Origin of the sequence: Pontibacter sp. HSC-36F09 (assembly GCF_024171605.1) — a bacterium.
Lineage (GTDB): Bacteria > Bacteroidota > Bacteroidia > Cytophagales > Hymenobacteraceae > Pontibacter.
This window is the reverse complement of sequence record NZ_JALKAA010000002.1, coordinates 504,095-523,866: the sequence shown is the minus strand read 5'-3', so window position 1 is coordinate 523,866 and position 19,772 is coordinate 504,095. Positions and strand designations below refer to the sequence as shown.

Sequence of the window (19,772 nt, the reverse complement as noted above, 5' to 3'; positions counted from 1 at the left end):
AGGGCTGCTCGCCCCGCCTGAGCGGGCATCAGAGGCTATGTCTGAACTCAGCGAATGTCCCGCTCTCCCTGTCCTTTGCGGACACGATCAACCCGGCCGGGTCGATCCCCCAGTCGATGCCCAGCTCCGGGTCGCTGTAGAGGATGCTCCCCTCCGACTCCCTGTGGTAGTAGTTGTCGCACTTGTAGAAGAACTCGGCCTCCCGGCTGAGCACCGCGAAGCCGTGGGCGAAGCCGCGCGGGATGAAGAGCTGCAATTTGTTTTCGGCGCTGAGCACCACCGAGAAGTGCTCCCCGAAAGCGGGCGAATCCGGCCGCAGGTCCACGGCCACGTCGAGCACCTCGCCCCGCAGCACCCGCACCAGCTTGGCCTGCGCGTGCGCCCCGCGCTGGAAGTGCAGCCCGCGCAGCACGCCGCGGGTGGAGTGTGATTGGTTGTCCTGCACAAAGCGCACCTCTTTTCCCAACAAGCTGTTGAACCGGCTTTCGTTGAAGCTTTCAAAGAAGTGGCCCCGCTCGTCTGCGAAGACGGCCGGCTCCAGCAGCAGGCAGTCCCCCAGGAATGTCTCTATAATTTTCATGTCTCGTCTCCTCACCTATCTCTCCCCGTACTGCTGCGCGTAATACTGCTGGTAGTGACCGCTTGTCACCTCCTCCAGCCAGGCCTCGTTCTCCAGGTACCAGTCCACGGTCAGGCGCAGGCCCTCCTCGAAGGTCACCGACGGTCTCCAGCCCAGCTCCTCCATCAGCTTGGAGGAGTCGATAGCGTAGCGGGCGTCGTGGCCGGCGCGGTCCTTGACGAAGGTGATCAGCTTCCGTGAATCGCCCGGCTCGCGGCCCAGCCTCTCGTCCATCACGTCACAGAGCAGCTCGATCAAGTCGATGTTGCGCCACTCGTTCACCCCGCCCACGTTGTAGGTCTCCCCCACCTGGCCGCGGTGGAAGATGGCGTCGATCGCCCGGGCGTGGTCCTTGACGTAGAGCCAGTCGCGCACGTTCTCGCCTTTGCCATACACGGGCACCGGCTTCCCGCTCTTGATGTTGTGGATCGCCAGCGGGATCAGCTTCTCGGGGAAGTGGTTGGGGCCGTAGTTGTTGGAGCAGTTGCTGAGCTTGACCGGCAGGCCGTAGGTGTGGAACCAGGCCCTGACGAAGTGGTCCGAGGCCGCCTTGGAGGCCGAGTAGGGCGAGCGCGGGTCATACGGTGTCTCTTCCGTAAACAGGCCCTCAGCGCCCAGCGAGCCGTACACCTCGTCGGTGGAGACGTGGTAGAAGAGCTTGCCCGCGTAGTCGCCGGCCCAGGCGCGGCGGCAGGCCTCCAGCAGGTTGACCGTGCCGATGACGTTGGTCTCGACGAAGGCCATGGGCCCGGCGATGGAGCGGTCCACGTGCGACTCGGCCGCCAAATGGACGACGGCGCCGAACTTGTGCTCAGCGAAAATCTGCTCCAGGTACGAAGCGTCGGTGATGTCGCCTTTCAGGAAGGTGTAGTTCTCCCGCGACTCCACGTCGGCCAGGTTCTGCAGGTTGCCCGCGTAGGTCAGGGCGTCGAGGTTGAAGACGCGGTAGTGGGGGTAGGACTCCACGAAAAGCCGCACCACGTGCGAGCCGATGAAGCCCGCACCGCCTGTGATCAGTAGGTTCATATGCTTAAATTTGTCTCATGGTAGTTTGTTCAACCACCCCTAACCCCGCCTTGTCTAAGAAGGGGAATTACTGCACTACAATGCTGTTTTGCTTATACCAGTTGAAAGCTATATCTAAACCTTCTGCAACAGAAAATCCAGGATTGTAGCCTATTAGTTGGTTTGCCTTGCTGATGTCTGCCAGACTGTGACGCACATCACCTTTTCGCTCTTCCCGATACTCTGGTGTTAGTTCGATACCTGCGGTTTTAGTTATTCTTTGCCATAACTGGTTCAGGGTAGTCCGTTCACCATATGCAATATTCACCACCTCATGCTTGTCTATATCTTCAGTCAGCAAGGCTTTGATGTTTGCTTGTACCGCATTTTCAACAAAAGTAAAGTCACGACTCGTCTCTCCGTCCCCATTAATATAAGGCTGTTTGTTTTCAATTGCTGCCTCGATGAAGAGTGGAATCACTGCTGCATATGGTCCTTTCGGATTCTGCTTCGGTCCGAACACATTGAAGTAGCGCAAGCCTATGGTATGGAAATCGTAGGTTCTGGAGAAGACACTGGCGTACAGTTCATTTACAAACTTAGTCACAGCATAAGGAGAAAGTGGATTCCCAATATTGTCCTCTATCTTTGGTAGACCTGGATGATCGCCGTATGTACTGGAGCTTGCCGCATAGATAAAGTTCTTTACTCGTGCATCTCTTGCCGCTACCAGCATGTTTAGAAAACCGCTTACATTTACTTCGTTACTCGTAATAGGATCATTGATGGAGCGGGGCACTGAGCCTAGTGCAGCTTGATGCGATACATAATCTATACCTTCCAGCGCTCTTTTGCAGGTTCCAAGATCTCGGATATCGCCTTCTATTAGTTCAAAGGCCGGATTGTTTTTGAACTCTTCAATATTTGCTCTAGAACCGGTCGAGAAGTTATCAAGTACACGCACCTTCCCTGCATCGTATTTGAGTAGGTATTCGACGATATTAGAACCGATGAAGCCCGCTCCGCCTGTCACAAGGAAGCTGCTTTGGCTTAGGTCTGTCGTGTGGTAGGGAGTATTATACATATTTCTTCTTGATAAAGGGTTTGAATTACCGGGTCAACCCACCCCAGCCCCTTCTTAACCGAAGAGGGGAGTTTTAATTACCTAACTTATAGACGAGCATCGGAGAGTTCTTTGGGGAGGACGCCTTTTACGTCGTAGATCACAGCGTTTTCTTTACAGAGTTTACTTAAGTCCAATGACTTAAATTCATCGTGAGATACGGCTAAGATAATGGCATCGCAATTAGTTACACTGTTCAATTCTTTAACAGAATCCCATCCATACTCGTGCTTTACCTCAGCAGGTTCAGCCCATGGGTCGTAAATAGTGATATTGGTATCGTAATCTTTAAGGGTGCGCAGGATGTCTACTACTTTAGTATTGCGCACATCCGGGCAGTTCTCCTTAAATGTTATGCCGAGCACCAAAATATTAGCTCCTTTTACAGCAATCTCCTTCTTGACCATTAACTTAATTACTTCATGGGCAACATACTCTCCCATGCCGTCGTTTAATCGGCGGCCAGCCAAAATGATCTCCGGATGGTAACCGGCTTCCTGAGCTTTTTGTGCTAAGTAGTATGGATCCACACCAATACAGTGACCTCCTACCAAACCGGGCTTGAATTTGAGAAAATTCCATTTGGTTCCGGCTGCTTCCAATACCTCGTCAGTATCGATGCCCAGGCGGTTGAAGATTTTGGCAAGTTCGTTCACGAAGGCAATATTGATATCACGCTGTGAATTTTCGATCACTTTTGCTGCTTCTGCTACTTTGATGGAAGCTGCCTTATGCGTTCCGGCTGTGATCACTGTTCTATACAATTGGTCCACTTTCTCTGCAGCTTCAGGAGTAGAACCGGAAGTGATCTTTAGTATTTTAGCAACAGTATGTTCTTTATCTCCCGGGTTAATGCGTTCAGGAGAGTAGCCTGCAAAAAAGTCTACATTAAACGATAGTCCTGACATGCGCTCCAGCACCGGCACGCACTCTTCTTCCGTCACACCAGGATATACAGTAGACTCATAGATCACGATATCTCCGCGCTTCAGTACCTTTCCCACAGTCTCGCTCGCTTTGTAGAGCGGAGTAAGATCGGGTCGGTTGTTTTTATCCACCGGGGTAGGTACAGTGACGATGTAATAATTACAGGCTTCAATGTCTTTCAGGTTATTAGAGCAATACAAACCTACCTTGCCATTAGAGCTTGAAGTTAGAACCGATTTTAAATAATCATTTTCAATCTCTAAAGTGCGATCATATCCACCATTCAGTTCCTGCACCCGTCCCTCGTTGATATCGAACCCGACAGTAGAGAATTTCTTAGCGAACTCAACGGCTAGTGGTAAACCTACATAACCTAAGCCGATTACGGCAATTTTGGCATTTCCTATAGCTGTCATCTCTGTACCTGACATTTATTTATGTTCGTTTTTTACCTCCCCCAACCCCCTCCTTTTATCGAGGGCCCCTACCCCCAAAACAGGAGGGGGCTTGAGAACACTTTCTATTTAATTATTTTTTAAAATCCCCCTCCCCTGTTTTGGGGGTAGGGGCCCTCTTGAGAAGGGCAAAGGTGTAATCGTTCACAGGCTCCCTCCCCTGTTTTTAGGGGAGGGCTGGGGTGGGGTTTACCCCTTCACCAACTTCCTCAACTTACTACCCAAACCCCTCGACTCTTCTTCATAATAGTTACCATACCCATAGCCGTAACCATAGGAATAACCATAGCTATTGCTCTTTTTAGCATCATTGAGCACAATCATCGGATGCTTGAGCTTGCGTGACTTATATAGGTCATCAATGATTTGCAGCTGTTTTTTATGCGTGTAATTATAGCGTACTATATATAAGCTAGAGTCAATATAAGGGGCTAATGCCAGGGTATCCGCCACCTGCCCGACAGGCGAGGAGTCCAGGATGATATAGTCAAAGGCAGACTTGAGTTCTTCGATGAGCATTCCAATCTTCGGCAATAACATCAGTTCAGAAGGATTCGGAGGAATAGGTCCTGAGCCGATGATTGCCAAATCTGGCATATCGGGTGCAAACTGAATCATATCCTCAATCTGAACACTGTCTGAGATCAGGTAATTGGTGATACCAATATTGTTTGGCAAATTCACTCCTTGTGTCAGCTTAGGCTTCCGTAAGTCAAAACCCAGCACAACTACTTTTTTACCTGTCATCCCCAAACTGGCAGCCAGGTTCAAACTAAAAAAGGTTTTACCTTCTCCGCTCATGCTGGAAGTTACCAGAATCACCCTATTTTCTTTGCCTCCTGCAGCAAATTGCATATTTGCACGCAATAAGCGGAAAAGCTCAGCACTCGAGCTACGACTCTCCTGCCTGACTACCATCATTTGACCCGAATCATTATGCCCGATTTCGCCAAGGATAGGTGTAGATGTAGCCTTTTCAACTTCACGCACCTCCTGTATAGTATCGTTGAGCATATCGCGCAGGAATATACCTGCGAACGGTATAGCGAGACCAGCTAACAAAGACATAAGGTATATGTTGGTAGCCTGAGGTTCAATGGGGCTTCCACCAGCCGCTGCCGGATCAAGAACACGGGAATTGGATGGCGTAATAGCCTGTGATAAGGCGGCCTCTTCGCGTTTTTGCAGAAGATATAAATATAATCCCTCCTTAATGCCCTGTTGTCGGCTGATGTCAGTCAGTTCTCGTTGCATAGAAGGTACCTGCCGCACCTGTGACTCAAACTGACGGGCGCTGGCCTGTAAATTACGGCGAACGACTAATAGTCCCTCTCTGATATTCCGAATATTTTCCAGAATATTCAGGCGCAAAATTTCTAGCTGCTCATTCACATTACGGAGAACCGGATTGTTTTCAGTAACAGAACGGCCCAAGCGTCGTCGCTGATTTTGTAGCTCATTGAAGTTAACAATTAAACCACCAAGCGTTGGATCAGCAATATCAAGGCTGGTGGGTACCAGTTCATATTTATTTTCTTCTTGTTGGAGGTATGATTCAACTGACTTTAATATCTCGAGTTTAATTTCATTCTCTGTTATCTGTTGGTTATAGGTGTGTGCAGTACTTTGATACATTCCTCCACTGGCAGCAGGGTCTATCAATCTATTATCTTGCAAATACCGCTCTACATCCTTTTCTACATCTGTCAGCTCTCGTGTCAGGTATACCAAACGGTCATCAATAAATTGAATAGTCTTAGAAACGGCTAGGTTTTTTTCGTTGATTGTTTCACGATTGTATACTTCAATCAGCTTATTCAGAATGTCTTTGCCTTTGGCAGGTACCGGATCAGTCAGACTTAACTCCATGACCGTGGCGTACTCGTTCACGCTTTTCACCCCAAGCTGTTTACTATAGCTATTCGCCAACTTACCGAGGTTATTAAAACGCACTAACACACGACGACCCCTATCATTGGTGATATCCGAATCTGCCACAATAGTAAAAGTACCATAATGCTTCTTTATCTGCTCACCAAACTTGTGAGTAGAGACTTTATTTTCGCCCTCATAAATACTGAAGGAGTTATTGTCTTCTACCTCTACAATAAAGTTTTTCCCTAGTCCAGCCGAGTCTAGTTGTGCAATAACCGCCTTAATTGGGCTCCGCCCTCCGTACAACTCCGGTGATTTGATGCGCCCTTCACCAAAATAAGACACCTCCATGCCCAATTCCGTCAGCACACGTTCCATCAAGCCTTTCGACTTAATAACTAACACCTCATTCGAAAAGGACTTATTTGATTTTAGCAGAGCCATGTCACCGAATACCCCACTATTGGCCAGATCAGCGCCACTTTCATCTTTGATAAGAATAGTAGCTTTTACGCTATAGACTGGGGTAGAATAACGCAGGTAAAGGTGTGCCGCCGTAAGAGCAAGGGCAGCACCGATCACAAAGAGGTACCAATAGCGGAGATACCGCATGACCAGGCCTTTTATATCTAAAGATTCACTGTTATCTTCCTGAAAATCGAGTTCGGACATTATATAGAAGGAAGTGTTATATTATTTTAACAATTGGTAAAGCACCCAGGCAGAAGACACAATGCCTGCAGCGAAGCCCCAGTTACGCCGGATAAAGCTGGTACCTGTCACCTTGGCCTTATCTGGCTCTACATACACAATGTCATTCTGCTGCAAATAAAAGTAGGGAGAGTTAAGCGTTTCCTTGCTATTGAGATTTAAGCGAGCCATGGTACGCACACCATTTTGTTCTCTGATCACTAGTACATTTTCCATCTTCCCGTAAATTGAAATGCCGCCTGCCATCGCAAGTCCTTCTAGTAGGTTCACATCCTCATTATCGGCAGGAACTTCCACTACAGCAGGTCCTGTCTCGCCCATCATGGTGAACCTGAAATTTTGCAATCTTACTTTAACGATTGGATCCTGCACATATTCTTTTACCCGTAACAGGATTGAGTCCCGAAGTTGTTCCGTTGTCATCCCGTTGACAGGCATCGTACCTAATACAGGAAAATCAATAGTGCCACGAGTATCTACTAAATAGCCTTCGTTTTGGTTGCCCTGTTGCCGCATCATCTGTCCACCACCACTGGCACCTTCCTCCATCATAATGCCTCTATTAAATAGCATGTTCGTTTCCATGTTTGGAGTAAGTACTTCAATAGCTAATAGGTCACCGGGCTTGATGGTCAGACGCTTTATTTCTATTGATTCTGTAAGAAGTGGCTTTTGCTCCAGGTCGCTAAAATAGACGATGTTACGGGTACGCAGGGAACTGCAGGAGGCCAAGAAGAGAAGACTCAGGAAGAGTACTAGTTTAATTTTCATATGGGGTAAATAGCATTTGCTAATGCAACAAGCTAAAGGTCACAACCAAGTCTCAGCAACGTAGACACATTGTCGCTAGAAAGCAAAATTACGTAAAATGTTTTTGAAAACATTTATTATATGTGGTTAATTCTAGCTTCTTATACCTTCTCATTTAAAGATGGGGAGTACTTGTGAATGATTAACCCACCCCCGCCCCTCCAAGGAAGGGAATATTATTTGTGCAAATCCCCCTCCTTGGAGGGGCAGGGGCAAGTTTAGTCTCATCGTGTTTTACAACCTTACTTTCCACATTCATACATTTCGTAACTTGCAACCCTCCAACACAAACCAGCTATACCATGAAAACCATAAACCCGAAAGAAACCAAAACGGCAGAAGTGCATGCTTTATTGTTGGGTGCCATTGCGCCGCGGCCGATCGCCTTTGCCAGTACGGTGGATGAGGAAGGGAATGTGAACCTGAGCCCGTTTAGCTTCTTCAACGTTTTCAGCGCCAAACCGCCCATCGTGGTCTTCTCCCCTGCCCGCCGGGTGCGCGACAATACCGGAAAGCATACCCTGGAGAATGTAGAGACTACCAGGGAAGTGGTCATCAACATTAGCAACTACGACATGGTGGAGCAGATGTCGCTGGCAAGTACGGAGTATGACAAGGGCATTAACGAGTTTATCAAATCTGGTCTGACGCCAGAGCCTTCCGTAATGGTGCGTGCCCCGCGGGTGAAAGAAGCACCTGTAGCCCTGGAGTGCCGGGTGAACGAGGTGATCAGCCTCGGACCGGAAGGCGGCGCCGGTAACCTGGTGATCTGTGAGGTACTGCTGATTCATGTGAATGAAAACATCCTGAACGAGGATGGCAAGATCGATCCTTATAAACTGGATGCTGTCGCGCGTATGGGTGGCGACTATTACCTCAGGGCCAATGGCGACTGTATATTCGAGTTGCCCAAGCCAGTGCGAAACAAGAGCGTCGGGGTAGATCAGTTACCAGAGTACATCCGCCACAGCAGTATCCTGACCGGCAATCATCTGGCCCGCCTGGGCAATACAGAAGTTATTCCTTCTGCGGAGGAAGTAGAAGCCTTCAAATCTGATCCGCTAGTCAGCTATACCTTTAGTAAGCACAGGCATGACAAAGCACAACTGCGTACAGAATTGGAAAAACTAGGCAAAAAGCTGCTGGATGATCATCAGGTGCAGGAGGCGTGGAAAGTGTTGCTGATGATTGTTGATTATTAACCCACTCCTGCCCCTCCCAAGAGGGGACTTTTACACGATTGTCATCTCCTTGCCCCGTTCAAAGGGAGACACTCAATATGTATGAATCATTATTGAAGTACGCATTGTGCGCCATCCCCCTTTGAAGGGGGATGGCGCACAATAGCAGGTATTTAAACCTCACGATTCGGAAAGGTCGCTACATATCCCTATGGCTTTCTAACTCCTTCACTTCAATATCTTCCAACACAACTTCCGACACCTTTTCCATTTTACCTGCCTCAAAGGCCTGATCATAGGCTTCCAGTGGGGTATCCTCCTTTAAGGTATAATTGTTATAATCCTGAAATAAGATGTCGCCGACGGTGCGGGGATTAAAGGCCTCGCGGAAGCGGGTACCACCGTCATTTTCCTGGAAAGAGTAAGCCAGGTAATCCATAGTGTGGCGCTGCTGGTGGAACCAGTAGATGTAGACATCTTGGTAGCCTTCGCCGCCGCCTTCCTGGGCGAAAGTCACACGTACCTTGTGGTAGGGCTCTCCTTTGATGGTAGTTTCGCCCAGGTATTCTTTCTGCACAGCCTCGTCGTTAAGGGCATAAGGCAGTAGGGCAAAGTAGATAACAGAGTTAACAGAAGCGGTATAGGCTTTCTGCTTTTCTTCAGGAAGTTCTACCTCCTCGTCATTGATGGTGCGGGTAAAGCCGCTGTTTCGCCACACATCCCGCACATGCTGCCCCGTAGAATCCGTAAAAGTACGGCTATACACAAATACCCCACCATCACGCAAAGCCCGGTATTGCCTGTCCCGGAACTCAAAACTGATCGCACTCTTCAGGAAACGCTCCCCTCCATGAGCTTCAATCGCCTTATCCACAATCTGCTGCGCGTCCGGCTGCTTTTCAGTCTGGCAAGAGGTGATGCTGATTAGCAGTATAAATAGTAAGGTATAGATAGATTTGTACAGCATAAGGTGGTGGCGTTGTATGTACAGGCAAGTTAATCATTTTCTAAATATCTGTAGGGACAGGTCGAGACCTATCCGAAACGTGCACAAGTAATCTGCCTGAATCCTAACACCGGCAGAAAGTACTTTTTTGTCATTTCGAACTGGGGGTAGGGGCCCTCTACTAGTGAGAAATCTGAAACGTAGTACAGGCTTCGGAATAATTCAGATCTCTCCTATTGTCGAGATGACAAATAAGGACCTATACCTGCTAGAAACAAAAAAGCCCTCCCCTGTTTTCAGGGGAGGGCTCGGGTAGGGTCTTCTTCCTTAGAGGTAGTTCGAATTACTGCTTGGCAGTAATATCCAGGCTCACGGTGAAGTTATCGTCGATCACTTTGTCGCCCAGGTCATCGAAGAAGCTCTTAGAGCCGTAACGAACGTCATACTTGGCGCGGTCAATGATTACGTCAGCTTTAGCAGTAGCTGTGCCGTTTTCAACAGTAACTGTCGCTGGGAAGCTAACAGGATTGGTTTTGCCCTTGATGGTTAAGTCGCCTTCTACGTTATAGTTTGGCTGACCGGCAGCAGCGTCGGCAATCGGGCTGATGCTGTTGATCTTGAAGTTAGCCGTTGGGTGCTGCTCTACGCCAAAGAAATCGTCAGACTTCAGGTGACCTACTAAGTCAGCATTGTATTTAGCATCTGTTAAGTCGGTGTTGGTGATAGAGGCCATATCGATGGTAAACTCGCCACCTACTAACTGGCCGTCAGTTACTAACAGTTCGCCACCTTGCAGGCTGATGTTACCAGAGTGCTCACCACCTACTTTTTTACCGTTCCAGGTCAATTCGCTGGCAGCCGTATCTACGGCATACGCTTCACCTTCTGTTGCAACAGTGGCTTCAGTTGTAACGGCAGTTGTGTTTTCAGTTGCAGTGTTACTGTCGGTGCAAGCGGTAAAGAAAAGCGCTGCGGCCATAGAAGCAAGGATTGCTGTCTTTTTCATGTAATTCTAATTTAGATAATTATAGTTTTCTAATTCTGTTTGCAAATCTAATGTATATACATTTATTGTACAAACATAGTTCAGAAAATTTTGAATTGTTGTATGGATAAAAGAATTAGCAGCCCTGTTAGGATAAGTCGCAACCTGTCCAAATCGTGCAAGGGTGATTTCCGACATCCCAGCAATGCCAGCATGTCCACTAGATGTCATTTCGACCTTTAGGAGAAATCTGAGATATAGTACAGGCCTTACAATCATCCAGATCTCTCCTATTGTCGAGATGACAAATAAGGACCTATACCTATTAGAAACAAAAAAGCCCTCCCCCATTTTTAGGGGAGGGCTTAAGTGGAGTTATTCCAGCTATACCTTAGCTATTCGTCTGCTTCGCCTTCACGTTAAAGCTTACTGTAAACTCGTCGTAGATTGCTTTGTCACCCAGGTTCTCGAAGAAGTTGCTGGAGCGGTAGCGGATGTCATATTTGGTGCGGTCTACAGTCACATCGGCTTTGGCAGTGGCTACACCGTCTTTCACGGTGATAGTAGCCGGGAAGCTCACGGGGTTGGTGATGCCTTTGATGGTCAGGTTGCCTTTTACGTTGTAGTTTGGCTGGCCAGCGGTGGCCTTTGTGATTGGAGTAGCTTCCGTGATCACGAAAGTAGCGCCTGGGTGTTTTTCTACACCGAAGAAGTCATCTGACTTCAGGTGACCAACCAACTTGCCATTCATGCCGGCATCCTTGATGTCCTCTACCGTGATCGAGCTCATATCAAACTCGAAGGTGCCGCCGGTCACGCGGTTTTTATCCACCTGTAGCTGGCCACTTTTCATAGTTATTTTGCCGAAGTGCTCACCAGTCACTTTTTTGGCGTTCCAGTTTACTTCGCTGGCAGCAGTCTCCACAGCAAAAGTGCGTGCCTTGGCAGGAGCGGCCACTTCAGTTGCATTTAGATCAGTGCGTGAGGTGCCGGTAAAGGCAGAAAGCATCAGCGCGGCGGCAAGTGATGCCAGAATAGCGGTTTTTTTCATGTGATTTATAAATTGTTGAATGGTTGGATAGTTAAATTGTAAAATGGTTTAATTCTTCTCCCTCACTTTATCCAACAGTTTGCTTAGTTGCAGGGCTTCTTCGTCCGACAAATTCGTTATACCTGTTCCCTTCCCTCCTTCCAGTTCATCCATCTGCTTGAGCAGATACAGGCCCTTGTCGGTGATGAGTACATCGACAGTACGTCGGTCATTTGGGCACTGCTGACGGGTAACCAGTTCCTTGGCCACTAACTTATCCACGATCCGCGAAGCGTTCGAGGTCTTGTCAAGCATGCGTTCGATCAGCATACTAACGGTAGCAGGTTTCGGGTATTGTCCTCGCAAGATACGCAAAACATTATACTGCGGTAAACTCACCCCAAAAGGTTTGAATTGCATACTCTGCTGTTGCTCAACCCATCCCGCCGTGTAGACCAGGTTGATGTACGCCTTCTGGTGCGGACTCCTGAAAACTGCCTGCTTAATTTCTTCTTCTATATTCATGTTATGCTGTTTTAATTGTTGTGAGGCATAATCGTTCTGCTTGTAACTATTCTTATTCAACTCCTTCCCTAAGGATTTAGAGAATTGTTGTAAACGATTAACACACCTCTGCCCCTTTCAAGAGGGGAATTATTGTCATACCGCCAGTTTGAGCGAAGCAGAAACTAGTGCCATTTGAAACTGTCATTTCTATACCTCTAAAACGGCCTCTTACCTGAGTATTTTCATTATTGGGATTCGCTTGAAAAGAATAGTCCTGACAATACCTGATCCCAATAAATTTCAATACTGCAAATATATGTACATACATTTAATACAACAACATAGTTCATATTTATACCCAGTTATACCTACTCTTCACATCCTGAAAATGAAGCTGCACTAAAATATAGAACTCGAGGTAAAAATGCGCTTGATTATGAAAATTTTTATTTTAAATATTACACTTTACAGCAGACCTAATCTCTCACTTTATACCTCTCACTGTTATGAATAAAGCTCTTAGAATCATTGGTATGCTGCTCGTGGCGCTAGTAGTAATTGCGGCGGCAGGGGTCGTATACCTACGCTATACCTTCCCTAAGGTGGATGCAGCCCCTACTATCACCATCAAGAAGACGCCGGAGTTAATTGAGCGTGGCGCTTACCTGGCCAATCATGTGGCGGTATGCATCGACTGTCACTCTACACGCGACTTTTCCCGCTTTGCAGGTCCGGTTTTACCTGGTACAGAAGGTAAAGGAGGCGATGTGTTTGATCACTCCATGGGCTTCCCCGGCATTTTTTACGCCCGTAACATCACATCTGACACTAAGACAGGTATAGGCACTTGGACCGATGGGGAGGTATACCGCGCCTTTACGACGGGGGTTAGCCGCAACGGTGATCCACTCTTCCCGGTAATGCCTTATAAGTCGTATGCCAGCATGACGACCAATGATGCCTATGCCATTGTCACCTACATTCGTTCGCTCGACCCGATCAGGCACCAGGTGCCGGCCTCCAAACCAGATTTCCCAATGAATCTAATTCTGCGCACGATCCCGTCAGGGAAACCTACTCCTACTGACGAGCGCACACTGGAGGATGAACTGATCCGCGGCAAGTACCTGCTCACTATAGCGGCCTGCGCCGAATGCCACACGCCACAAGAGAAAGGGGCGCCTGTCGAAGGGAAATACCTGGCCGGTGGATTCGAGTTTAAGTTTCCGAACGGCGCCGTGTTGCGCTCCGCCAACATCACACCAGACAGGCAAACAGGTATAGGCAACTGGACAGAGGAAACCTTTGTTCAGCGCTTTAAAAGCTACGGAAGACCTGAAGCAACTGCCAAAAAGCTTGGCCCTGACGATTTCAACACCATTATGCCCTGGGCCATGTATGCAGGTATGGAAGAAGCCGACCTGAAAGCGATCTACAAATACCTGATGTCAGTAGAGGGGAACAACAACAAGGTAGAGCGCTTTACTCCGCCAACGGCAGTAGCCGGCAAGTAGGCCTATCCTATACCTGTCACCCACGTTTGCCAGCACATGCTCAAATTTTGATGGCGAACGTAGGTTTGAATTCCTATATTTGAGGTATAGCCAGGCGCATACTATGGAAAGCAGAACCTACACTACTTATATGCCATCTCCCTTGGGGCAGCTCCGGATCAGCGGTACAGATTTAGGTATAACGGAAGTCAAATTCTGTGGTGACGAGGTAGCACTAGATGACAGTACAGGTGATCTGCCGGCCTGCCTCAGCGCCTGCGTGCAGCAATTGCAGGAATATTTTGCGGGTAAGCGGCAGGATTTCGAATTGAATTTAGCGCCAGCAGGTACGACTTTCCAAAAGCAGGTATGGCAGGAGCTTCAGGGTATACCGCATGGCAAAACCACCAGCTACCTGGCTGTGTCTAGGGCTGTTTCGGGAGAGAAGGCCATACGTGCTGTGGGCGCTGCCAACGGACGGAATCCGATCTGCATTGTGGTGCCCTGCCATCGGGTAATTGGCAGCGATGGAAGCCTGACGGGATACGCAGGTGGCCTATGGCGTAAAGAGTGGCTTTTGCGCCATGAAGGAGCACTTCGGGCGGCTATACAAATGAATCTATTTTAAAAATTACAATTTTTAATAAAGTACTGCAACTCACTTGCAGGTATGTAGTATAGAGTAATAGCATCTTGTGTTAAGGTGCTATTACTCCTTATTACCTATGCAGTTGTCTTATCAGAAAGCGAAACCGCACCTACTCGAGGCTCAGTTGGGCACGAGGGTGCTTGCTTTTTGTCTGGACGCACTTTTTTTGCTTTCCATTATCGGACTGATCGAGTTCTTTACTATCAGCAGCAACGAAGAAGCATTTCTATTTAAATCAGAGCGCTTGCTGCACTTACTGATGGGCTGGCTATACTTTGCCGGCACCGAAAGTGCTACCTGGCAGGGTTCTATTGGCAAACATTTGGTGGGGCTTCGCGTTGTGGGACATTCCGGTGAGCGCATTTCGTTCCGTTGTGCCAGCCTCCGCTACCTGATCAAGCCAATCAGCATTTTTGTATTGATTATGCAGGCGTTAACAGGAACAAGAGTTTCCTCCCATTCCCGCCTATTCCACGACCGCATCTGCAAGACCAGGGTCTTGTCATAAAGGCTAGTCCCCGAATTCAGTCACTTCCACACTTGCCGTACTGTCCGGACGAACAGTCAGTTTAAACAAATAACGGTACTGGCTGTCTGCAATCTCTTCGAAAGGCTTTGTCGCGCCAAATGCTTCGATGATCGGCAGCAGTGTATTCGAGTGTCCAGCTACCACGATCGTCTGCCCACGATGCTCCTGCAGGATACGTGCTTTCAGCCCTTCAAAGTCGTGCCCTTCATACTGCACCACCTCTAAGTTGCGTTCCTTGGCCAGCGGATAAAGCGTCTGTCCGGTGCGCATATACTTCGTCGCATACAAAGCATCCACCTCCTGTCCTTCCAACAAAGCACGCAAGGCCTCCGCCCGTGCATGTCCTGCCTCTGTCAACTCCGGATCTTCATTGGAAGCATCGGTAGTATCCTTCTCGGCATGCCGAACCAGGTATACCGTAGTCACTTCCGTAGCAGTCTCGATCTCCTCGATCTGCTGATCAGAAGTTGACGTACCCGTGTTGCAGGCACTGAACATGCCTATAAATAAAAGAAAGAAAGCGAGGCGGAAGAGATTTTTCATGAGTTAAGGTTAGAATGTTTGGAGGTAGAAAGTTAAGAAAATTGTCTGAATCAGCATTTACAACTTATACCCCAATTCTATACCTTCCGTAAGCAGGCGTTCGGCCTGGCCGCTTTTGCCTTCCTGGTGCAGGAGTCGGACCAGGCTTTGGCGGGCTTCGTACAGGTATGGGTTCTCGCGAAGGGCGGCTTCGTAGGCTTTTCGGGCGCGTTTTTGATCCTTTTCCGCTTCCCATACCTTGCCGGAGGCGAACAGAAAATCAGCTAATTCGGCGGGCGTGTGTTGTACGGGTTGCTTCTTGAGTTCTTCTTGTGCCTTATTCGTATCACCTAGTCCGGCGTATACCCTGGCCAGCAGCGTGGCTTCGCTGCGGGCACGCATTTTACCGTTGCTGATTGGCTCCAGTAATTGCTGAGCGGCAGCTTTATCTCCCAAATGCAACTGCCAGGCGGCCATGCGTACCATGTAGCCGGGGCGGGGCGTTCCAGCCGCTGTGAGGATGCGCTGCGCTTCTGCAAGCGTGGCGATGGCCTCAGAATACTTGCCCTGCGTGGCCAGCACCTCAGCATACTGCTGGCGGAGTTCGTACTGTTGCGGCTTGCGTGCAACCAGTGCCGCCAGGGTGCGCTCCGCCTCTTCAGATGGCGCGGCAGTACCCCGCAGCCAGCTGGTATAAGCCTGTGCTTCGTCGCGGCGGTCACGCAGGTAGGTAGAGATAGTGGGGGCTTCCTGCACATAGCGCTCTCCTACTGCAATAGCCTCAGAAAGACGTCCGTAGGAGGCATACATTTCCCGGAAAGCCTGGTTAATGCGGGCGCGGGTCAGCAGGTCCTCTTCTAGCAAAAGAGCCTGGTCGTAGCGTGACTGCTGTTCCTGTACTGCCCGGCGGACCGACAATTGTCCGGCTCTGCGGCGAGCTTCAAACAAATCCGCCTCTGCAGTATAGATCGGTGCATAATCCTTGTCCACTTTTTGAGCGCGCTGCAACCACTGCTGCGCTTCGTCGAAAGCCAGTTGTCTTTGCTTCAGACCGGCATAGGCTATTAGGGCGGGCTGGTAGTTGGCGTCCCAGATTAGGGCCGAGTCAAGGAGTGCGGTCGCTTTGGGGTAGTTTTGTGCCCGGGTTTCGCATTCGGCCAGGTTCAGGTATACCTGCGCCCAGTTGCTGGCCATGGCCTGTTTGTCGCCGGCCAGATAGGCTTGCTGCCTTTTCACAAGCTCGTCCAGGAAGGTATAGAGTGCGGGATCCTTTGCCTTCAGGTCGGCGGTGGTGTTAATGGACTTGTGGTTGAGCGGATGCACTTTCACGGGCTCGAAGTAAGCCGGATAGGTCTGGGCCAGGTACTCGTGCTCGTTGTTGGCTGAATAATAGTCGAGCGTGCGCCCTTCTTTCATAGCATTATGGTAAAGCTGGCGCACAGTCCGGTTTTCAGCGTCCGTAAATACCCGCCCATGGAACAAGTGTACGTACTCATGCAGCACCACATTACGCTCCAGGTAGGCTCCCCGGATAACGTATTCAATGGCGGCTGCCCCGCTACCTACGCCCCTAATATCCATCCACTGACGATTGTCAAAAGTGGTAGCCTGTCGGAAGAAAGGAGAATTCATGGCAATGGCCAGGTCGATGTGCAGGGGCGGGATCACAAACTTTTCACCCTGCCGCGACAGAAAAGGGAAATACACCGTGCTGGCGTATAGCTGCGACCAGACCATCTTTTTCACCGTCTCCCCAGGATAGTACGTTACATCCGGAAACACGCGTGCAAAGTTGACAGAGTCATTGATCTCCGTCTGCCGGATCACCTGAGAAAGTGAATCATAAGCGGCCAGGTATACGAGCTGCTTTTGCTTGATGACAGCGGCCAGGGCATTGTGCGCCGGGCCGTAGTGTTGCTTCTTGCGAAGGATGCGCTGGAAAATAACTTCCGCTGAATCGAGGCGTGGCTGGCGTGGCAGGTCGAAAGCCATGTAGTAAGCAGAGCCGCGCAGCATGTCAGGCAGTACCGAAGCCGGGTAAGCCTGCTGCACTTTTCGGATCTCAGCCAGGGCTTCCTGCAGTTTGTTTTGAGAGATCAGCTGATCAGCAGATTGCAGGGCTTTGCGAACGGCTTTATCTTCCGGCTGGGCGTAATCGGCATAGGTGAGGTTAGTGTGACCGTTGCCCCAGTGCCAATGCGTGACATAGTGCAGCGGATTGAGTTCCAGCGCAAGCTCCCACTGCGCGGCCATGGCGTTGAGTTGTGTGGCGTCCACCCGGCGCCAGATGGCATAGCCGTAATTGAAGCGAGCATCCGCATTGAATGGGTCGAGCGTTAGGCTTTTAACAAGAGGCTTTTCGGCCTCTTCGGGCTTCTGGTCCCAGAACAGCACATCCGACTCCAGCAGGTAGGCAGCGGCATTATTTGGATTCCAGCGCTGTACTTTCAAAGCCTGAGCCAGGGCCTCGTTGTACTTTTTCTGCAGCATTAGGATGCGTCCTGCCAGCAGGGCGGCCTCTTCATCTTTTGGATTGACACGCAGCAGTTTTTGGGCAGTGGCCAGCGCATTTTTCAATTCCCAAGCCTGGATTTGCAGCTTGCCTTGCAACAGTAAAGCGGCTCTGTTGGCGGGTTCCTGTTTCAGCACCCCTCCCACCAACGCTTCCGCTACCTGGTATTCGTGTCGAAGCATAGCAAGACGCGCTTTAGCCAAATTTACCGCAGGGGAGCTAGTGCCTGATTTGAGTAGCGCCTCAGCCTCCTGCCACATGCCCAGGTCCAGCATGCGGTCTGCTCTCTCAGGCAATGATCTTATACCTGTCTCCCGTAAAGCACGTCGCTCTTTCTCCAATCTGGCTTTCACCTCGACAATTTGGTCGGGCTGCTGGGCGAGGGCAGGTATAGCAAGAAATAACAAGGTATAGCAAAGGCATACAATCAGAAGGCGAGGCATAGTTTCTGTTTTAGAGAGGCGGTTGATCACTCTAAATTAAGCTGCCTGATGCTGAAGACAAAGGGAAATGTTGAATTGTTAATTGTTAGATGGTTAAATTGTTGAATTGTTAAATTGCTGATTGTTAATTGTTGCCAGTGCACGATTGTGCAGGTATACCGTTGTATGATTCGGTCAGGTCGCGACCTGTCCCTACATAGAACGCCAGGATGAAATGTTTATGTACTTGTGGATTTTCCGTCCCAAAAGCTGCTGATGCTCTTCCGGACATGGATGTTCGGAAGCTATATCGAGGACCCCTACACTCATCTGCTGGGGATGTCCATATCCCCGTGTGCTGACATACGCAGGTTTGGAGGCCCGCAAATTTGAGGGTTGAGGCCTTCATTCGGGTTCAGATAAATATATTCGAATCAGCATCTTCTAATTTCTAAAATCGACTACAAGAAGGCGCGACCTGTCCCTACAAAGAACATTAACTTTCTAACTTTCTCCCTTCCAACCTTTCTAACCTCCCAAAATACCATCGCTCGAGTTTCTTCATCAGCCAGATAGCAACAAGTAGCCAAATGATACCCATCGCATAACCGGCCAGTACATCGGTAGCGTAATGCACGTTGAGGTAAATGCGGCTGTAGCCGATGAACAGCAGTAATAAGGAAAGCAGACTTACCCATAACCAGCGCCAGAAAGGGCTTTTCACTTCGCGCCACACAATGTAAATAAGCAACCCATAAAATGAGCCACCGATCATGGCATGTCCGCTGGGAAAGCTCAGCCCCGACTGCTCCAACATGGCTGTGATGGGCCGGGGCCGTTCGAATAAACGCTTAAGCAACTGATTGAGCATGGTACTGGTAAAGGCGATCACCAATACCTTCAGGGCATACCAGCGCAGGTGATGAAACCAGGCCATGACCAGCACGATGAGGGCGGGCGCAACCAGCAGGTAGTCGGCGGAGGCGAAAAAAGAGAAAAAACGCATCAGGCGGGTCATGCTTTCGGAACGGTGCGAGGCCGCAAACTGAAACAGAGCACCGTCCAGACCGGTGTCCTGCAGAATGAAAACTTCGCGGGTCATGTAGCCGAAAACAAGCAGACTGGCAAGAAAAACTAAGCCCACCAGCGCTGCTTCAGCCGAAAGCAGCGCCAGTAGTTTCAGAAGTCGCTTGGTAAGGCTTTTCATGTCGCATACATTTTGCCCACTTTACGAAAGAAGGGGTGGTTAGGTGAGGTATAGCTTTTTGAAAAGACCTCGCAGTGTCTTCCAGACCTGCAAGTGTCTAACAGATTGGCATCGGCTGAAGAGGCATAGGTATAGTTATAGCAGTCGGTTGAGACACACGCAGGAACTCTGCACACCACGAGGTCTGCAGGTACAGCTTGTCTGAATCAGGATTTACAGGATTAAAAGAGGGCCCCTACCCCCACGGATTGACAGGATTCTCTT

At 49.4% G+C, this 19,772-nt stretch carries 17 protein-coding genes; 4 read left to right on the top strand and 13 right to left on the bottom strand.

Features of this window, described 5'->3' with window-relative positions; translation table 11 throughout:
* Window positions 1-28: 28 nt before the first annotated feature.
* From rfbC to L1278_RS08280, 6 genes are all read right to left on the bottom strand, one after another.
* The gene (gene rfbC, locus L1278_RS08305; protein WP_253402769.1) at window positions 29-580 is read right to left on the bottom strand and encodes a dTDP-4-dehydrorhamnose 3,5-epimerase; all 552 of its coding nucleotides are present in this window, start codon (window positions 578-580) and stop codon (window positions 29-31) included.
* A gap of 15 nt (window positions 581-595) precedes the next feature.
* Complete coding sequence (gene rfbB, locus L1278_RS08300) at window positions 596-1,645, bottom strand: dTDP-glucose 4,6-dehydratase (RefSeq protein WP_253402767.1); 1,050 nt, start codon at window positions 1,643-1,645, stop codon at window positions 596-598.
* A gap of 67 nt (window positions 1,646-1,712) precedes the next feature.
* The gene (locus L1278_RS08295) at window positions 1,713-2,708 is read right to left on the bottom strand and encodes an SDR family oxidoreductase (protein ID WP_253402765.1); all 996 of its coding nucleotides are present in this window, start codon (window positions 2,706-2,708) and stop codon (window positions 1,713-1,715) included.
* Window positions 2,709-2,794: 86 nt separating this feature from the next.
* The gene (locus L1278_RS08290) at window positions 2,795-4,105 is read right to left on the bottom strand and encodes a nucleotide sugar dehydrogenase (RefSeq protein WP_305884435.1); all 1,311 of its coding nucleotides are present in this window, start codon (window positions 4,103-4,105) and stop codon (window positions 2,795-2,797) included.
* 213 nt (window positions 4,106-4,318) lie between these two features.
* Complete coding sequence (locus L1278_RS08285) at window positions 4,319-6,676, bottom strand: polysaccharide biosynthesis tyrosine autokinase (RefSeq protein WP_253402763.1); 2,358 nt, start codon at window positions 6,674-6,676, stop codon at window positions 4,319-4,321.
* A gap of 21 nt (window positions 6,677-6,697) precedes the next feature.
* Window positions 6,698-7,486: a polysaccharide biosynthesis/export family protein gene (locus L1278_RS08280; protein WP_253402762.1), complete on the bottom strand. Its 789-nt coding sequence runs from the start codon at window positions 7,484-7,486 to the stop codon at window positions 6,698-6,700.
* 341 nt (window positions 7,487-7,827) lie between these two features.
* Between L1278_RS08280 and L1278_RS08275 the strand changes: the two genes are divergently transcribed.
* Window positions 7,828-8,727: a flavin reductase family protein gene (locus L1278_RS08275; RefSeq protein ID WP_253402760.1), complete on the top strand. Its 900-nt coding sequence runs from the start codon at window positions 7,828-7,830 to the stop codon at window positions 8,725-8,727.
* Between the two features lie 178 nt (window positions 8,728-8,905).
* Here the strand turns inward: L1278_RS08275 and L1278_RS08270 are convergent, their stop codons facing one another.
* The 4 genes from L1278_RS08270 to L1278_RS08255 all read right to left on the bottom strand — a co-directional run bounded on the left by L1278_RS08270 (window position 8,906) and on the right by L1278_RS08255 (window position 12,192).
* Window positions 8,906-9,673, bottom strand: a complete 768-nt coding sequence (locus L1278_RS08270) for a DUF6503 family protein (protein WP_253402758.1) — start codon at window positions 9,671-9,673, stop codon at window positions 8,906-8,908.
* 322 nt (window positions 9,674-9,995) lie between these two features.
* Window positions 9,996-10,658, bottom strand: coding sequence for a YceI family protein (locus L1278_RS08265; RefSeq protein ID WP_253402756.1), 663 nt, complete (start codon window positions 10,656-10,658; stop codon window positions 9,996-9,998).
* A 370-nt stretch (window positions 10,659-11,028) separates the two neighbouring features.
* On the bottom strand, window positions 11,029-11,688 hold the full coding sequence (locus L1278_RS08260; RefSeq protein WP_253402754.1) for a YceI family protein: 660 nt from the start codon (window positions 11,686-11,688) through the stop codon (window positions 11,029-11,031).
* Between the two features lie 48 nt (window positions 11,689-11,736).
* Window positions 11,737-12,192: a MarR family winged helix-turn-helix transcriptional regulator gene (locus tag L1278_RS08255; protein ID WP_253402752.1), complete on the bottom strand. Its 456-nt coding sequence runs from the start codon at window positions 12,190-12,192 to the stop codon at window positions 11,737-11,739.
* A gap of 488 nt (window positions 12,193-12,680) precedes the next feature.
* Here L1278_RS08255 and L1278_RS08250 point away from each other — a divergent pair, with 488 nt between their 5' ends.
* The 3 genes from L1278_RS08250 to L1278_RS08240 all read left to right on the top strand — a co-directional run bounded on the left by L1278_RS08250 (window position 12,681) and on the right by L1278_RS08240 (window position 14,824).
* Window positions 12,681-13,688 (top strand): c-type cytochrome, encoded by a 1,008-nt coding sequence (locus tag L1278_RS08250; RefSeq protein WP_253402750.1) that lies wholly within the window; start codon window positions 12,681-12,683, stop codon window positions 13,686-13,688.
* Window positions 13,689-13,791: 103 nt separating this feature from the next.
* Complete coding sequence (locus L1278_RS08245; RefSeq protein WP_253402748.1) at window positions 13,792-14,295, top strand: methylated-DNA--[protein]-cysteine S-methyltransferase; 504 nt, start codon at window positions 13,792-13,794, stop codon at window positions 14,293-14,295.
* 97 nt (window positions 14,296-14,392) lie between these two features.
* Entirely contained in the window at window positions 14,393-14,824 is a 432-nt protein-coding gene (locus tag L1278_RS08240; protein WP_253402746.1) for an RDD family protein, read from the top strand.
* Between the two features lie 3 nt (window positions 14,825-14,827).
* On the opposite strand, the gene L1278_RS08235 is transcribed toward L1278_RS08240, so the two are convergent.
* From L1278_RS08235 to L1278_RS08225, 3 genes are all read right to left on the bottom strand, one after another.
* A complete protein-coding gene (locus L1278_RS08235; RefSeq protein WP_253402743.1) occupies window positions 14,828-15,388 on the bottom strand; it encodes a histidine phosphatase family protein in 561 nt (186 codons plus the stop codon).
* Between the two features lie 57 nt (window positions 15,389-15,445).
* Complete coding sequence (locus L1278_RS08230) at window positions 15,446-18,322, bottom strand: tetratricopeptide repeat protein (protein WP_253402742.1); 2,877 nt, start codon at window positions 18,320-18,322, stop codon at window positions 15,446-15,448.
* Window positions 18,323-18,797: 475 nt separating this feature from the next.
* Window positions 18,798-19,508 (bottom strand): phosphatase PAP2 family protein, encoded by a 711-nt coding sequence (locus L1278_RS08225; RefSeq protein ID WP_253402739.1) that lies wholly within the window; start codon window positions 19,506-19,508, stop codon window positions 18,798-18,800.
* Window positions 19,509-19,772 lie beyond the last annotated feature (264 nt).

Bases quoted from the DNA above. Each gene is read 5' to 3' on its own strand.
- rfbC (WP_253402769.1), bottom strand. From the start codon at position 580: ATGAAAATTATAGAGACATTCCTGGGGGACTGCCTGCTGCTGGAGCCG.
- rfbB (WP_253402767.1), bottom strand. From the start codon at position 1,645: ATGAACCTACTGATCACAGGCGGTGCGGGCTTCATCGGCTCGCACGTG.
- L1278_RS08295 (WP_253402765.1), bottom strand. From the start codon at position 2,708: ATGTATAATACTCCCTACCACACGACAGACCTAAGCCAAAGCAGCTTC.
- L1278_RS08290 (WP_305884435.1), bottom strand. From the start codon at position 4,105: ATGTCAGGTACAGAGATGACAGCTATAGGAAATGCCAAAATTGCCGTA.
- L1278_RS08285 (WP_253402763.1), bottom strand. From the start codon at position 6,676: ATGTCCGAACTCGATTTTCAGGAAGATAACAGTGAATCTTTAGATATA.
- L1278_RS08280 (WP_253402762.1), bottom strand. From the start codon at position 7,486: ATGAAAATTAAACTAGTACTCTTCCTGAGTCTTCTCTTCTTGGCCTCC.
- L1278_RS08275 (WP_253402760.1), top strand. From the start codon at position 7,828: ATGAAAACCATAAACCCGAAAGAAACCAAAACGGCAGAAGTGCATGCT.
- L1278_RS08270 (WP_253402758.1), bottom strand. From the start codon at position 9,673: ATGCTGTACAAATCTATCTATACCTTACTATTTATACTGCTAATCAGC.
- L1278_RS08265 (WP_253402756.1), bottom strand. From the start codon at position 10,658: ATGAAAAAGACAGCAATCCTTGCTTCTATGGCCGCAGCGCTTTTCTTT.
- L1278_RS08260 (WP_253402754.1), bottom strand. From the start codon at position 11,688: ATGAAAAAAACCGCTATTCTGGCATCACTTGCCGCCGCGCTGATGCTT.
- L1278_RS08255 (WP_253402752.1), bottom strand. From the start codon at position 12,192: ATGAATATAGAAGAAGAAATTAAGCAGGCAGTTTTCAGGAGTCCGCAC.
- L1278_RS08250 (WP_253402750.1), top strand. From the start codon at position 12,681: ATGAATAAAGCTCTTAGAATCATTGGTATGCTGCTCGTGGCGCTAGTA.
- L1278_RS08245 (WP_253402748.1), top strand. From the start codon at position 13,792: ATGGAAAGCAGAACCTACACTACTTATATGCCATCTCCCTTGGGGCAG.
- L1278_RS08240 (WP_253402746.1), top strand. From the start codon at position 14,393: ATGCAGTTGTCTTATCAGAAAGCGAAACCGCACCTACTCGAGGCTCAG.
- L1278_RS08235 (WP_253402743.1), bottom strand. From the start codon at position 15,388: ATGAAAAATCTCTTCCGCCTCGCTTTCTTTCTTTTATTTATAGGCATG.
- L1278_RS08230 (WP_253402742.1), bottom strand. From the start codon at position 18,322: ATGCCTCGCCTTCTGATTGTATGCCTTTGCTATACCTTGTTATTTCTT.
- L1278_RS08225 (WP_253402739.1), bottom strand. From the start codon at position 19,508: ATGAAAAGCCTTACCAAGCGACTTCTGAAACTACTGGCGCTGCTTTCG.